The organism is Aceticella sp. 75b-Ac (assembly GCF_056032965.2).
The window spans coordinates 483,007-496,640 of record NZ_CM190971.1 but is presented as its reverse complement, the minus strand read 5'-3'; the positions used below and the strand labels follow the sequence as shown (position 1 = coordinate 496,640).

General features: G+C 30.7%; 21 protein-coding genes. All 21 read right to left on the bottom strand.

Annotation, left to right across the window (positions count from 1 at the left end):
- Window positions 1-7 precede the first annotated feature (7 nt).
- A complete protein-coding gene (gene spoIIIAD, locus AC0LWJ_RS02665; RefSeq protein ID WP_474236927.1) occupies window positions 8-394 on the bottom strand; it encodes a stage III sporulation protein AD in 387 nt (128 codons plus the stop codon).
- Window positions 395-402: 8 nt separating this feature from the next.
- Window positions 403-600: a stage III sporulation protein AC gene (gene spoIIIAC / locus AC0LWJ_RS02660; RefSeq protein ID WP_284679189.1), complete on the bottom strand. Its 198-nt coding sequence runs from the start codon at window positions 598-600 to the stop codon at window positions 403-405.
- 12 nt (window positions 601-612) lie between these two features.
- Entirely contained in the window at window positions 613-1,128 is a 516-nt protein-coding gene (spoIIIAB, locus tag AC0LWJ_RS02655) for a stage III sporulation protein SpoIIIAB (RefSeq protein ID WP_474236928.1), read from the bottom strand.
- A complete protein-coding gene (gene spoIIIAA, locus AC0LWJ_RS02650) occupies window positions 1,125-2,123 on the bottom strand; it encodes a stage III sporulation protein AA (RefSeq protein ID WP_474236929.1) in 999 nt (332 codons plus the stop codon). The genes spoIIIAB and spoIIIAA overlap by 4 nt, the downstream gene beginning before the upstream one ends.
- A gap of 115 nt (window positions 2,124-2,238) precedes the next feature.
- Window positions 2,239-2,670: a CD1247 N-terminal domain-containing protein gene (locus AC0LWJ_RS02645; protein WP_474236930.1), complete on the bottom strand. Its 432-nt coding sequence runs from the start codon at window positions 2,668-2,670 to the stop codon at window positions 2,239-2,241.
- Window positions 2,671-2,713: 43 nt separating this feature from the next.
- The gene (gene efp / locus AC0LWJ_RS02640; RefSeq protein WP_474236931.1) at window positions 2,714-3,271 is read right to left on the bottom strand and encodes an elongation factor P; all 558 of its coding nucleotides are present in this window, start codon (window positions 3,269-3,271) and stop codon (window positions 2,714-2,716) included.
- A 17-nt stretch (window positions 3,272-3,288) separates the two neighbouring features.
- Window positions 3,289-4,356 (bottom strand): aminopeptidase P family protein, encoded by a 1,068-nt coding sequence (locus AC0LWJ_RS02635; protein WP_474236932.1) that lies wholly within the window; start codon window positions 4,354-4,356, stop codon window positions 3,289-3,291.
- Window positions 4,357-4,363: 7 nt separating this feature from the next.
- Window positions 4,364-4,810 (bottom strand): type II 3-dehydroquinate dehydratase, encoded by a 447-nt coding sequence (aroQ, locus tag AC0LWJ_RS02630; RefSeq protein ID WP_474236933.1) that lies wholly within the window; start codon window positions 4,808-4,810, stop codon window positions 4,364-4,366.
- A 22-nt stretch (window positions 4,811-4,832) separates the two neighbouring features.
- Window positions 4,833-6,077, bottom strand: coding sequence for a glutamate-5-semialdehyde dehydrogenase (locus AC0LWJ_RS02625; RefSeq protein ID WP_474236934.1), 1,245 nt, complete (start codon window positions 6,075-6,077; stop codon window positions 4,833-4,835).
- A gap of 20 nt (window positions 6,078-6,097) precedes the next feature.
- Window positions 6,098-7,195 carry a glutamate 5-kinase gene (proB, locus tag AC0LWJ_RS02620; protein ID WP_474236935.1) on the bottom strand — a complete coding sequence of 366 codons (1,098 nt, stop codon included), beginning with the start codon at window positions 7,193-7,195 and terminating at the stop codon, window positions 6,098-6,100.
- A 6-nt stretch (window positions 7,196-7,201) separates the two neighbouring features.
- A complete protein-coding gene (locus tag AC0LWJ_RS02615) occupies window positions 7,202-7,717 on the bottom strand; it encodes a shikimate kinase (protein ID WP_474236936.1) in 516 nt (171 codons plus the stop codon).
- Window positions 7,714-8,568: a type IV pilus inner membrane component PilO gene (locus AC0LWJ_RS02610; RefSeq protein ID WP_474236937.1), complete on the bottom strand. Its 855-nt coding sequence runs from the start codon at window positions 8,566-8,568 to the stop codon at window positions 7,714-7,716. The genes AC0LWJ_RS02615 and AC0LWJ_RS02610 overlap by 4 nt, the downstream gene beginning before the upstream one ends.
- Before the next feature lie 3 nt (window positions 8,569-8,571).
- Window positions 8,572-9,102 carry a PilN domain-containing protein gene (locus tag AC0LWJ_RS02605; protein WP_474236938.1) on the bottom strand — a complete coding sequence of 177 codons (531 nt, stop codon included), beginning with the start codon at window positions 9,100-9,102 and terminating at the stop codon, window positions 8,572-8,574.
- A gap of 1 nt (window position 9,103) precedes the next feature.
- On the bottom strand, window positions 9,104-10,051 hold the full coding sequence (gene pilM, locus AC0LWJ_RS02600; protein ID WP_474236939.1) for a type IV pilus assembly protein PilM: 948 nt from the start codon (window positions 10,049-10,051) through the stop codon (window positions 9,104-9,106).
- A gap of 1 nt (window position 10,052) precedes the next feature.
- Window positions 10,053-10,322: a late competence development ComFB family protein gene (locus AC0LWJ_RS02595; protein WP_284679202.1), complete on the bottom strand. Its 270-nt coding sequence runs from the start codon at window positions 10,320-10,322 to the stop codon at window positions 10,053-10,055.
- An 18-nt stretch (window positions 10,323-10,340) separates the two neighbouring features.
- Window positions 10,341-10,952, bottom strand: a complete 612-nt coding sequence (locus AC0LWJ_RS02590) for a pilus assembly PilX N-terminal domain-containing protein (RefSeq protein WP_474236940.1) — start codon at window positions 10,950-10,952, stop codon at window positions 10,341-10,343.
- Between the two features lie 4 nt (window positions 10,953-10,956).
- On the bottom strand, window positions 10,957-11,427 hold the full coding sequence (locus tag AC0LWJ_RS02585; protein WP_474236941.1) for a PilW family protein: 471 nt from the start codon (window positions 11,425-11,427) through the stop codon (window positions 10,957-10,959).
- 53 nt (window positions 11,428-11,480) lie between these two features.
- Window positions 11,481-11,909 (bottom strand): type IV pilus modification PilV family protein, encoded by a 429-nt coding sequence (locus tag AC0LWJ_RS02580; RefSeq protein ID WP_474236942.1) that lies wholly within the window; start codon window positions 11,907-11,909, stop codon window positions 11,481-11,483.
- Window position 11,910: 1 nt separating this feature from the next.
- On the bottom strand, window positions 11,911-12,402 hold the full coding sequence (locus AC0LWJ_RS02575; protein WP_474236943.1) for a prepilin-type N-terminal cleavage/methylation domain-containing protein: 492 nt from the start codon (window positions 12,400-12,402) through the stop codon (window positions 11,911-11,913).
- A 19-nt stretch (window positions 12,403-12,421) separates the two neighbouring features.
- A complete protein-coding gene (locus AC0LWJ_RS02570) occupies window positions 12,422-13,180 on the bottom strand; it encodes a prepilin peptidase (protein ID WP_474236944.1) in 759 nt (252 codons plus the stop codon).
- A gap of 54 nt (window positions 13,181-13,234) precedes the next feature.
- Window positions 13,235-13,609 (bottom strand): competence type IV pilus major pilin ComGC, encoded by a 375-nt coding sequence (locus AC0LWJ_RS02565; RefSeq protein ID WP_474237063.1) that lies wholly within the window; start codon window positions 13,607-13,609, stop codon window positions 13,235-13,237.
- Window positions 13,610-13,634 lie beyond the last annotated feature (25 nt).

Here is a 13,634-nt window from a genome sequence, read left to right as displayed (position 1 = left end):
AAACACCTCACGGCATTATGGAAACTATAGTTTCCATAAGTGCAATTATTATTGGCAGTGATAAAAAAATAATTATAATTTTTGCCGATAGTTCAATCTTGGATGCAATATTTTTTTCATTTGCATCAATTGATAATTGTGAACCAAATTCTGCTATATATGCTATTGCAATTATTTTTAAAACTGTTTTAATATATATATTGTTAATACCGCTTTTATTAGATAATGTATTTAAAACAGATATAATAGAGCTAATCTTTGGAATAACTATAAAAAATATTATTATTCCCGTTATAAGACTAATTACAATAGCTAAATCAGGATTCGTTTTCCTAAGTAATGCAAGAATTATCAAACTAACTATACTTATTACAACAATTTGAATGATTTCCATAATATCACCTAATATAATTGGAAAATTGACTTAACAGCTGTAAACAAATTGTTTATCATTGTTATTACCATCATTAAAACAACAACTATACCTGCCAGTGTTACCATCATTGCTTGTTCCTCCCTTCCTGACCTTATTAATATCTGATTTAATACTGTTACTAAAATCCCTACTGCTGCAATTTTAAAAATTATATCTATGCTCATTTCCATCTCCCCCTATATGAATAGTATTACTATAACAACCCCTATTAGAAAACCTAAATTTCTATAAAGTCTTTCATTCTTTTTTCCAAGTTCTTCTGCATCTGCTAATTGCTTTTTTAAAAGTTCTAATGCAAGTTCTAAATTATTTTCCTGATTATATCCATCTGAATTACCAAGCCCATATCCTAAAGATTTGATTATTTCTATATCATCTTTATTGAAATTATTATCTTTCCATTTGCTTAAAGATATTTCCAATGCTTCACCTGCTGTATATCCTTCATTTAAATTAAGAATTTTTGCGGTATTAGAAAATAAAAATCTTATACTGGAATCCGAAACTTCTGATATCTTTTCAAAGGCCTCTGAAAGCGGCGTCTTTGAATAGGAAATCTCAGTTTTTAGCAGGTTTAAACTTGAGATAAGACATTTTAATGTCCATCGTCTTAATGAATATCTTAAAGAAATAATATATCCTATTAATGTGGATGATATCAAAATCATAATCATCCCAATTATTTTTATCATATTGAAACCTTCCCCCTGTATGGTCCTTTAAAAATTACTTTAAGGTTATCATCTAAAATTGTTTCTATTGTTCCGGCTCCAAATCTATTACTTAAAACTATATATCTGTTAAATTCTTTTTCTGTTATTAATTCTTTTATGTATTCTTTTCTCATAATGTCATTAATATTATAACCATGGATAGTTGTTATAATTTTTACCCCGGCATTTAAGGCCTCATGTATTGCCTTTATATCTTCTATTTTCCCTATTTCATCTGTTATAAGAACATCAGGTGACATCGATCTTATAAGCATAATTATTCCGGTATCCTTAGGACAGCAATCTAATACATCTGTCCTGTAGCCGACATCATTTTGCGGAATACCATTATAGCATGCTGCAATTTCCGACCTTTCATCCACTATAGCTATATTATGTCCTTTATAGTTCATTTGGGGTATTCCATTGCTAATATTCCTTGCAATATCTCTTAATAAGGTCGTCTTACCACATTGCGGAGGAGATATAATCAAGGTATTATAAACTATATCTGGTGACAATAGTATGTATTTCATTATTTCATCAGATATGCCTATTAATTCCCTCATTATCCTGTAATTATATCCAGATACATTTTTTATAGTTTTTATTTCACCTTTTTCAAGAACGCATTTTCCACATATACCTACTCTATAACCACCTTTTAATGTTATAAAACCATTTTTTATTTCTTCTTCAAATGCATATATAGAAGATTTTGATATCAATTGTATTGCTTTTTCACAATCCTCCTGTGTAACTATATAAGAATCTTTAAACATATCAACTATTTCTCCAGAAGAAGAAATAAATTTTTCTTCATTATCCATATGAATCATTAAGGGGTTGTTAACACGAAGGCGTATCTCTTCCATCTTTTGTACTACATTTTTTGATAATCTTTTTACTATATTCCTAACATTGCAGGGCAGAGAATTTAGTAATTCAATATAATTTTTACTTTCGTTTTTCATTAACATGTCCTCCTCTCTACAAAATTATATTTTATAATCTCTATTTTTATGAATAAAAAAAGATGCTTACTAAAATATAGTAAACATCTTTCTATCATTCAGAAAATAAAATTGTTTAATCTTCATTGTCCTCTTCTAAAACCTTTATATCTTTTACTTCCACTGTTTTATTGCAATGCGGGCAAACCAATTCTGTATTTTTGTCATCAAGAAGTTCCCGTTCAATGCTCATAAGCATGTGGCAGTGTGGGCATTCCGCTTCAACATATTCTTCATCATCATATTCATCATCGTATTCATCTTCATATTCATCTTCTTCATCATTATCATAAATTTCATCTTCAACATCTGATAAATCTTCATCTATTGCATCTACATACGCATCAAGGTCTGATTGAGATTCCTCAAGGTCATTCACAGCATCTGCGAAATCCTCAAGTACATCAATAATAGCTAAAAGCACCTTTCCCTCTTTTGTATTATCATCTATTCCCAACCCATCGACTAAACCCCTTAAATATGCTACTCTTTCATTTAAATATTCCATCTGTTTTACCTCCTCATAAATATTATTTAATAATCTAAGTAATTTATACCCTTTCTAAGTACTCTGATGTTCTTGTGTCAATTCTTATTATGTCACCGATATTTACAAATAGCGGCACCTGAATAACTGCACCTGTTTCCACTTTTGCAGGCTTTGAACCCCCTGTTGCAGTATCACCTTTAAAACCAGGATCTGTCTCAATGACCTCAAGCTCAACAAAGGTTGGTGGTTCAACTGAAAATGCCTCACCCTTATAGAATTTTATTGTAGCCTTCATGTTTTCTTTTAAGAATTTCATTGCTTCTTCAACCTTGCTGTAATTTAAAGGAATCTGCTCATAGGTTTCAGTATCCATAAAATAATATAAGTTGCCATCATTATATAGATACTGCATATCCTTTCTTTCAATTATTGCTTCTTCAACTTTTTCTGTTGGATTAAAAGTTCTTTCAACGACAGCACCTGTCACAATGTTTTTTAGCCTTGTTCTAACAAATGCTGCGCCTTTTCCTGGTTTTACATGTTGAAAATCCACTACTGTAAAAATCTGACCGTCAATGTCAATTGTAACACCTTTTCTGAAGTCTCCTGCTGATAACAATTAATATCCCTCCATCATTACTTTACTTCAATTAAATGCTTTGGTGAATTAGTTAAATCTATAACTCCTCCCTCTTTTAATAATACCATATCTTCTATTCTTACGCCACCAAAATCGTAAATATATATTCCGGGTTCTACAGTAACCACCATATTAGGTTGTAAAATGTTTTGTCCCATGGTTCCCATTAATGGTGCCTCATGTATTTCAAGACCGACACCATGTCCTAAAGAATGCCCAAAATACTTTCCATATCCCTTGTCATTTATTATTTTTCTTGCAAGATTATCTCCTTCACATTCTTTTATTCCCGATTTTAAATTGTTAATAGCATTCATTTGTGCTTCGAGAACAATATTATATATCTCTTTCTGTTTATCACTGGCTTTCCCCATTACAATTGTCCGCGTCATATCAGAACAATATCCATTTACCTTACAGCCAAAATCAAATATTACAAAATCACCATATTCTATCTTTTTTTTGGATGCCTTGCCATGGGGTAGTGACGACCTTTTGCCGGATGCCACTATAAAATCAAAGGATTTTTCCTCTGCTCCAAGTTTTTTCATATAGTATTCCATTTCAACAGCAATATATTTTTCTTCCATCCCTATTTTTATATAAGAAAGAAAATATTTAAAGGTCTCATCAGTGATATACTGTGCTTTTTTTATGTTTTCTATTTCACTGTCATCTTTAATTTTTCTCATATCTTCTATTAAATTTTTTTGAGGTATTAAATCAATGCATAATTTTTTGTGTAAAGAACTATATTGAGCATACGTAATAAAATCTTCTTCAAAGCCCAATCTTTTAATATTAAATTTGTCAACAAATTCTTTTATCGCATCGTTCATAGTATACTTATACTGTAAGATTTCTAAGCCAGATACTTCATCTTGTGCTTGTTCAACATACCTTGAATCTGTAATAAAAGCCGAAACATCCCTGCTTATAATTGCAACACTGTCATCACCGGTAAAACCGGTAATATATGTAACATTTACAGGTTTTAGAATTAAAAACGCATCAATTTCTCTTTCCTTTAATAGGCTTTTCAGTATATTTAATCTACAATTCAAATATCAATCATCCTTCCATTGAATTCTCCAGCAATTTGATGGCATTTAATGCCAGCACATAACTATAAGGACCAAAACCAGATATTTGCCCAATGCATTTGCTTGCAATGACAGATTTTCTCCTGAATTCTTCTCTGCTGTGTATATTTGACAGATGTACTTCAATCGCAGGAATCTGAACAGCTCCAATGGCATCCATTATAGCATAACTATAATGGGTATATGCAGCTGGATTTATTATTATGGCATCAAAATTATTTTGAGCAGAATGTATAAAATTAATTATCTCTCCTTCGCTATTTGTCTGCTGTATTTTTACTGCTATATCAAGCTTAGAAGCCTCTCTTTTAATTATATTATTTATTTCTTCATAATTTATCTCACCATAAACATTTTGCTCTCTTGTACCTGTAAAATTAATATTGGGTCCGTGAATAACAAGTACTCTTTTCATATACTCACCTCACATTCAAAATTTATTTTCTTATCTGTCCATTACCTAATATTACATATTTATAGCTTGTAAGTTCTTCCAAACCCATAGGACCTCTTGCATGTATTTTTTGAGTACTTATACCTATTTCTGCACCAAAGCCAAATTCACTGCCGTCTGTAAATCTTGTTGAAGCATTTACATATACAGCGGCTGAATCAACCGATTTTAAAAATTTCATTGCATTGTCATAGTTTTCTGTTATAATGCTTTCTGAATGTCCTGTAGAATATTTAGCTATATGATTTAGTGCATCTTCAATATCATTTACTACTTTGACTGCAAGTACAAGGTCAAGATATTCGGTTCCCCAATCCTCTTCCCCTGCTTCTTTAACATCTGGGCATATTTTCGTTGTAACATTACATCCTCTTATTTCAACCTTAAGGGCAGACAATTTTTTTACCATAATAGGTAAAAAACTCTTTGCAATATCCTTATGAACAAGAACAGATTCAATGGCATTGCATACGCCGGGTCTTTGAGTTTTCGCATTTACTATAATGTCTAATGCCATATTCTGATTGGCACTTAAATCAACATAGACATGACAATTTCCAACACCTGTTTCAATGACAGGTATCGTTGAATTCTTAATAACATTTTGTATTAAACCAGCCCCACCTCTTGGTATCAATAAATCAATTTTCCCATTTAATTTCATCATTTGATTAACTTCTTCTCTACCAGTATCTTCGATTAGCTGTATTGAACCTTCTGGAATTCCTTTTTCACAAGCAGCTTTTGATAATGTAATAGCAATGGCTTTATTAGAATTAATCGCATCACTGCCCCCCCTTAATATTACAGCATTGCCGGATTTAAGGCAAAGACCGGCAGCATCTGCTGTTACATTGGGTCTTGATTCATATATGATTCCAATTACACCTATAGGACATCTCATTTTGCCTATTCTAAGACCATTCGGTCTCTTCCACATTTTCTCTATATTTCCGATAGGGTCAGGAAGCATAACTATTTCAAGAAGCCCCTTTGCCATACCCTCTATACGCTTATCATCAAGCCTTAATCTGTCAATTAATGCATTTGAAATATTTCTTGCTTTCGCATTTTCTACATCTATTTCATTTGCTTTTAATATTGTTTCCTTGTTTTTAATAAGTGCATCTGCCATATTTTTAAGAGCAGAATTTTTTATATTTTCATCTAAAATTGAAAGCCTTCTTGATGCAATTTTTGCCTTTTCAGCCTTTATTTTAATTTCCATATCTTTTATACCTCCTAATTTTAAACTATTATTACAAGGTTATCCTTGTGTATTATTTCATCATAGCTTTTATATCCTAATACTGTTTCGATTTCTTTTGTTTTTAATCCTTTTATTTTATTAAGTTCACTTGAAGAATAATTAATAAGCCCCCTGGCAATTTCTTTACCTGATGAATCAATTATACCTACGCAATCTCCCGTGGAAAATTCACCTTCAATATTAGTAATACCACTTGGAAGAAGGGTTTTTCTTTCTTTTAATATGGCATTTGCAGCAGCAACATTAATAAAAATATAACCTTCTGTCCTTGCGTTAAAGGCAATCCATCTTTTTCGACTACTAATAGGATTCGACATAGGAATAAAACTTGTGCCTATTTTTTCACCATTTGCTATTTTATTCAAAACATTTTCTTCCTTACCATTTGCTATTATCATTTTGATTCCTGAATTCCAACATATTTTAGCCGCCTGAATTTTTGTATACATACCTCCTGTACCTCTTTCTGTGCCTGCAACACCAGCTATATCAAACAAGGAATCCGAGAATTCTTTTACTTCTTCTATAAGCACGGCATCATCATGTATTGCAGGATTTTTATCGTAAAGTCCATCTATATCTGTAAGTATTATTAATAAATCTGCCTCAATCAGTTCTGCAACAAGTGCCGATAATGTATCATTATCTCCTATTTTTATTTCATCAACTGTAACTGTATCATTTTCATTAATTATAGGTACAACCCCAAAATTAAGTAAATTTGAAAGTGTATAACTAATATTAAGATACCTTTCCTTAGTAGAAAAATCGTCTTTTGTCAAGAGTAATTGTGCAGTAACCTTGCCATATTCGTTAAAAAATTTCTCATAAAGTTCAATCAGTAAGCCCTGTCCAATAGCAGCAAGAGACTGTTTTTCCGGAATAGTTTTTGGCTTTTTTGTTATTTTGAGTTTTCCCATACCTGCTCCTATTGCTCCTGATGTAACTAATATAACCTTATCCCCCCTATTTTGCAAATTTGATATCTGGCGCGACAATTTTTCCATTATTTCAAGATTTAACTGCCCATTTTCGTATGTCAATGTACTTGTACCTACTTTTACAACGATTTTCATATGTTATCACACTTCCTTAAGTTTTGAGTATGCTTCTATAACAGCCGCTGAAGCTTCGCTTACGTTCATATCGGATACATCTATAGTAAAATCCGCGAACTTATAATAATGCTGTCTTTCATCCAGCAACTGCCTTATTTTGATTATGGGATCACTTTGAAGCAGCAATGGTCTTTTTTTTGATTTACCTATATTCCTAAGTATAATCTCTGGTCTTGCTTTTAAACAAATAACAACACCATTTTTTCTTAATTGTACTATATTTGAGGGATTTAACACAACACCACCGCCAGTCGAAATAACGAAATTTTTTAACCTTGCTGCTCTTCTTACAGCTATTCTTTCTATACCTCTAAAATATCTTTCACCATGTATTTCAAAAATTTTTGATATAGACATGCCGCAAATTTTTTCTATCAGCTCGTCTGTATCAATAAAGCCAAAGCTCATTATTTTTGAAACATTTTTACCTATTGTACTTTTGCCTGTTGCCATAAAACCAGTTAAAACAATGTTTTTCATTGACTAATTTTTCCTCCAGATGCATTAGTATGTGTGTTTTGTTGTGTGTTTTGTTCCGAATTTACCTGCCCATTGTTTTGATTCGCAGGAGTCTTTATCATATTATTTATAACAGTATTAACACTATCCGTTATTATTTTGTTTATATCGGGTCTAGGCAGCTCCTGCTGATTATTTTGTGGTGTTTGAATATTAATTAAAGATTTAAATGGATCGGATTTCCCTTTAACCAGCATTGTATTCAACCAGCTTCCACCCGTATTTTTTACAGAATATATTATAACATCCATTGTAAGTGTAAGATTATCTGAATCTTTGTTTTTTAATATATCAACCGTATTTATAGAATTAATTCGTTTTAAATCTTGAATACCTTTAATAAATGCAGAAATTTTTTCATAGTTACCAGAAACTTTAATGATAATTGGTATTTTTACATATGCAGAATCTCCATTACTTCCCTGTTGCTTTTGCTCTTGAGTGATTGATACTGTTTGCTGGTTTTGGGTTTTGTTGTCACTGGGATTAGTAAGGTTTACCTCCATAAAGGTAACACCTGTTGATGATATGATATCATCTAATTTAATAAGAAAATTTTCAATATCTTTATTATCCGGCAACTCATCATTTGAATTTTTTAATGATGCTTCTATCTTTACAAGCCTATCATTTAAGTTGTTTTCATTCAGCATGCTTAATTTATTTAATTTTATTTTCCTTTTATCTATTTCTACATTTAATTTACCAATATTTGATATTTGGGTTGATAATATAAATTGATAATACAAGGTAATAATTCCTATCGTAACAGTTATTGCAACTAAAACCTTTTCCCTATTTGTCAGTTTCATTAATTATACCACCTTAAGCTTTATCTGTAACATATATTTTATAAGTCCATTATTTAGTGCTTGTGAAGATATAAGATTAATATCCTCAATATATTTTAAAGCCCTTAGATTAAGCATAAAATACGAAATATCTTTATTTGAAATCGCTTCACCCGAAACTTCTACAATATTATCTTTGTATTTTATTTCATTTATTGATACCTTTTCAGGTATGTTTAAGGATAAATCTTTAAGTATTTCAGCCATATCAAACTTCTTGACTTTAAGTTTTTTTATCAATGCTTGTTTTTGCCTAAGATAATCAATATTATTCTGTATTTTATTATCTAATTCTGATACAGTTTTCATCTGTTTAAGTTTGGTATCTAAAACATTGATATTCCTGTTTAATATCTTCATATATAAATTTGGAATAAGTATTATTGATAGAAAGACACATATACTGACAATACATATTATCATATTATTTATTTTTTTCCTGCTGTTTATTTTTCTATCCTTTATCTCCTTGGGAATAAGATTTATGTCCTTCACACTATTCACCCCTTATCTGACAACCCAAAATGGGTAAATAATAAATATAGTCATCATCAACAAAAGTTGTTACAGGTATTTTAAAATAATCCTCAATATATTCACTTAAACCAACAAGCAGAGATGTACCTCCTATCAGATAAATTTTATCTATACCCTTATTATGTGTGGATGTATAAAAATCAAATACCCTGTTTATATCCTTTAATGGGATTGCAATAATATCTTCTATGTTTTCTTTTTCGGTACCATTTAAAAAAGGTTTTGTCCTTTTATATGCTTCTGCAGTTTTAATATCTATATTATACGTGTTTGCGATAATTTGTGTCAATTCATTACCGCCAAATAATATCATTCTACCGAATACATAGTTGCTTCCATCAAGAATTGTCACGTTCGTATACAGCGCTCCGATATCAATAACAGCTGTAACTCCTTCTATTTTACATAATCTTTTTAATGCCTTATAAAGGCAGTTATTGTATACATCTATAACATCAAGCTGTAGATGTAACATATCAGAAAGCTTTACATATCCATCAATAATTTTTTTCGGTGCTGCGACCAGCAAAACCCTTATGTTTTTATCCTTATCAGATAATTTTCCGAGTATTTTGTGATCTATAACATAGTCGTCAATATCTGGTATGTACTGGTCTATTTCATATTGAAGCGCATTCTTAAGTTCCTCCTCCTTCATTGTCGGCATGCTTATTTCTCTGATTATAATATCAGTACTTGATATAGAAAAAGAAAGATTCTTTTTCTTGATATGTTTATCTTCTATAATACTGCTTATATATTCTGATAATGTATTAACATCAACTATTTCTCCATTTTTAATACAATTTATAGGTATTTTTTCTATGATTTTATTTTTTAATAACCTTTCTTTTTTATCATATTCACCAATTTTTATATGGTAGTTTCCGATTTCAATACATAACATACTATGCCTCCTCATGGCGTCTATGCTTGTTTACATATTGTGCTGCATTTATTATTGCACTTACAATATCTACTTCAAACTGCTGCTGAAGTTCATTTGTTCTTAAATATAGCTCACCTATTTCAGTTACTGTATACTTAGGAGGCAGGTTATTTAAAGCAAGTGCCATAATATCAAGTTTACACCTGTCACATTTACATACATCAAGGTCTTTTAAGACATTATCAAGCATCCCTTTTACAGCTTCTTCCATATAATTTTTTAAAAACATTATACAACACTCCCTCTATTATGATTGATTTGAATCGATTATCCAGTTTTTTATAGATAATGGATTGCCCTGTTTATTTAAGTCAAGAATCAAAACAGCATGACCGTATTTTTTAAGTTTCCTATAGGTACCTATTGTTTCAACTTGAATTGTGAATTTTGGCAATGGATTATTTTTATCAAAGATATATGTATCTGTAATTTTCATACTGCTAATTGTTGTTGCATTTTTAATATCTGATACATTATCATTTAATGAATATGTCTTACCAATGTAATTAGTAAAAATACCATCCTTATAATCAGGAGAACTACCCTCGAGATATTTTCTTACAGCTTGATATATTGCAGTATACAAAAGTTCTTGATTGATTTGCTGATATTGATTTATGATGTTATTCTTCGTTTCATCCATAATACTTTTAATATTTATTAATTCATTATTGTTAAAACATCCTTTTGCAATATCAAGACCCGCTTCTGCAGAATAATCAACTGAAATACTGTTCGCATATGCATATGATACCTTATACTCATATAAGGACATCTCAATTACAGCAACCCCAAGAACAGAAAGTATTAATATAACCATTAGTGTAAATATCAAGGCTGAACCCTTATTATTTGACATAACCTCACTTCCTTAAAAAAACATCTGTTGATAATGTATACGTATTTAAAGAATTCTTGCTATGACCTGTTATCTCAATATATATTATATTGTTATTTTTTTGTATCACCTTAAAACCATATATATTTACAGCAATTTCATTGCCATTATTCCCATATGCGCATATTGTATGTTTAACATTGTTATATAGGATTATATTTTGGTCATCTATTTTAATTCCTGAATTCCCATTTGAATCTGTATAAGGTGAGATATTGTTTTTATTTGTACTTTGGTTAATTTTATCAACTATATAATTCATGGCATATCTCACATTTTGTTCGACATCGATATTTTTTTGTGTATTATCATATGCCTTATATCCCGAATAATATAATGATGAATATATAGATATGACAATACCAAGAATAGCAAGGGTAGCTAACACCTCAACCAATGTAAAGCCTTTATTGCCAATTCCATTTTTCCGGTTCAAAAAACCACCTCCAATCACAATTTGGATCCCACCATTGTAATGCAGGAGGAGTTTTATGGTTGCAATATTGGAGGTGGCAAATATGATGTTATGCTTGTTGCCGGTGCAACAGTAAATAAGGTATATGGCGCCAATTTGGAATTTAGTTTTTTTACCTCCACTTTATATTCCATAACGTTGTCAGTAAAATTTTTAGGGTATCCATTAGGTATATATGGATAATAGCCTTCTTGTATATACAATGGTGTTATTTTTTCCTGTACATCTTTATTGTCTTTGACATTGCCTGATTTAATATTTTCTACAACCCTCTGTGCAATCGTTGCTTCCTTTGTTTTAATTTTAGAATCTGCATTTGTTATGACAGATTCATAAAAACAACCTAAAAGCGGTACTGCTGCTATCACAAAGATAGCTATTGAAACTAAAACTTCCACTAAGGTCATTCCAAATTCATCTTTTAAATGCCTTATATTATTCACTTTAATAATCCCCTTTTATCATAGTTCTTCCTGTTGCCGGCAGAATTGTTATATTAATCTGACGATTTAAATCATTTTGTAGTACAATTGTGCATCCACCATTTGGGGCTCCAAGATTGCTGAAATATATCGTCTTTTTATTTATACTATCCTTAAAAGGATTGTCTTTATCAATAAGCTTATATATATACATACCTTTAGGTAATTTTTTTATCTTAATTCTCGTATTCATAAGATTCCCGGGCTTATTTATAAAATAACCTGTATGATCCTCAAATAGTTCTATGTTTAACGACTCATTTTCAAATATACTTTTTTGTTGTATATACCTTATATCATTTATCACTTCATATGCCAATATTTTAAGCCTGAACTGCGATGTACTGCTTTTAAAAAAATTTGTTGAAGGAAAAGAAATAAGTATAAACAGCGAAAAAATTGATAAAACCGTAATGAGCTCTATTAATGTTAATCCTTTATTATTTAGCTTCATATTTCCTCCAGTAACCTTTTTAAGCTGTACCCGAAATCAGCTTAATATAAAAATTAATAATATTACAGCCGTACAATATGGATATTAACCATGCTACTGCTATATATGGTCCAAATGGTATATAATCCTTACGTGTTTTTATCTTTAGTAAAATCAAGATTATTCCACAAATAGCTCCTAAAATAACTGCTATAAACATCGTTGTAAGTGTCAGTTTCCATCCGACAAAAAGGCCGATTAATGCCATAAGTTTTATGTCACCACCACCCATACCACCGCCTGATATAACAGATATCAGAAGGAGTATACCAGCGCCAAGCAGAAAACCTATGATATAATCCGTTAAACCATCTCTGTACATAACAAGTCTGAATACAATCCCGCCTAAGATACCTGTTAATATTAATTCATTTGGTATAATCTTATATTCAATGTCAATAAAGCTTATTGTTATAAGTATCGCCGATAAAAATATAAATGATATTGTTTTTGCTGTTAAACCGAAATAATAAAATATGGTAATAAATACGAATCCGGTTAATAATTCAACTAATGGATATTTTAGGGATATCTTGGTACCACAATATCTGCATCTGCCTTTTAATGTTATGAAACTTATTATCGGTATTAAATCAAAAGGCTTTAACTCATGACCGCATTTTGTACAATGGGATGATGGAAACACAATTGATTCCTTTCGCGGTATGCGGTATATAAGAACATTTAAGAAACTTCCTATGATTGTGCCGAATATAAATAGAAAAATATATAACAACATTACTTACCTCCTAAGAAAAAGCTGAAAAAATAACTGCCATCCCAGTTAAATTATTTAATTAGATGGTGGTGTTGGATAATACTCTATAGTGCCAATTTTAACAGTTGCCTTGCTATCAGATGTGCTAAGTATAAAATCTCCGTTTGCTGATGTTTTTGGAACTTTATTCAAATATCCATCTGCTACTAATTGATTTATATTATCATTTGGAACTTTATCAAGTCCTTTTTCAGTCATATACCTTTCAGCTGCTTGTCCTATAATTTGTGCATTTGCTTTATCAGCGTTTGTTTTAGCAGTGGAAACCGAACCTGTAATTCTTGGTATTGCGATTGCAGCAAGTATTCCAAGAATAGCTATTACTGCGATCAATTCAATCAATGTAAAACCTTTTTCATCTCTGTTTAATGCCTTTGTCAGCCATATCATCATTCTCATTCCCTTCAAATATAAA